General features: G+C 64.2%; 1 protein-coding gene. It reads right to left on the bottom strand.

The genetic code is table 11. The features are described from left to right. The coding region (locus tag AC0IYH_RS31015; protein WP_471838026.1) for an aminotransferase class III-fold pyridoxal phosphate-dependent enzyme at nt 1-285 on the bottom strand (285 nt) is incomplete at both ends.

A 285-nucleotide genomic window follows, 5' to 3' on the forward strand; every position in this document is an offset into this window, starting at 1 on the left:
CCTTTGTCTTCGGCGAACTGCAACGCGGCAACCAGGCCGACACCCTGGATATCGCCGATCAGCGGATGCCCGGCAAAGGTCTCTCGCAGCAGTTTGTGCAGGTAGGGGCCGGTGTCGGTTTTCACCGTTTCGACGATCTTCTCGTCACGCAGCGCAGTGAGGTTGGCGATGGCCACTGCCGCCGCCACCGGGTGCCCGGCATAGGTCAGGCCGTGAGCGAACAGGCCACCCTGCTGCACCAGTACCTCAGCCATCCGCGCACTGAACACCAGACCACCCATGGGG

Source organism: Pseudomonas sp. AC463, from assembly GCF_979253585.1.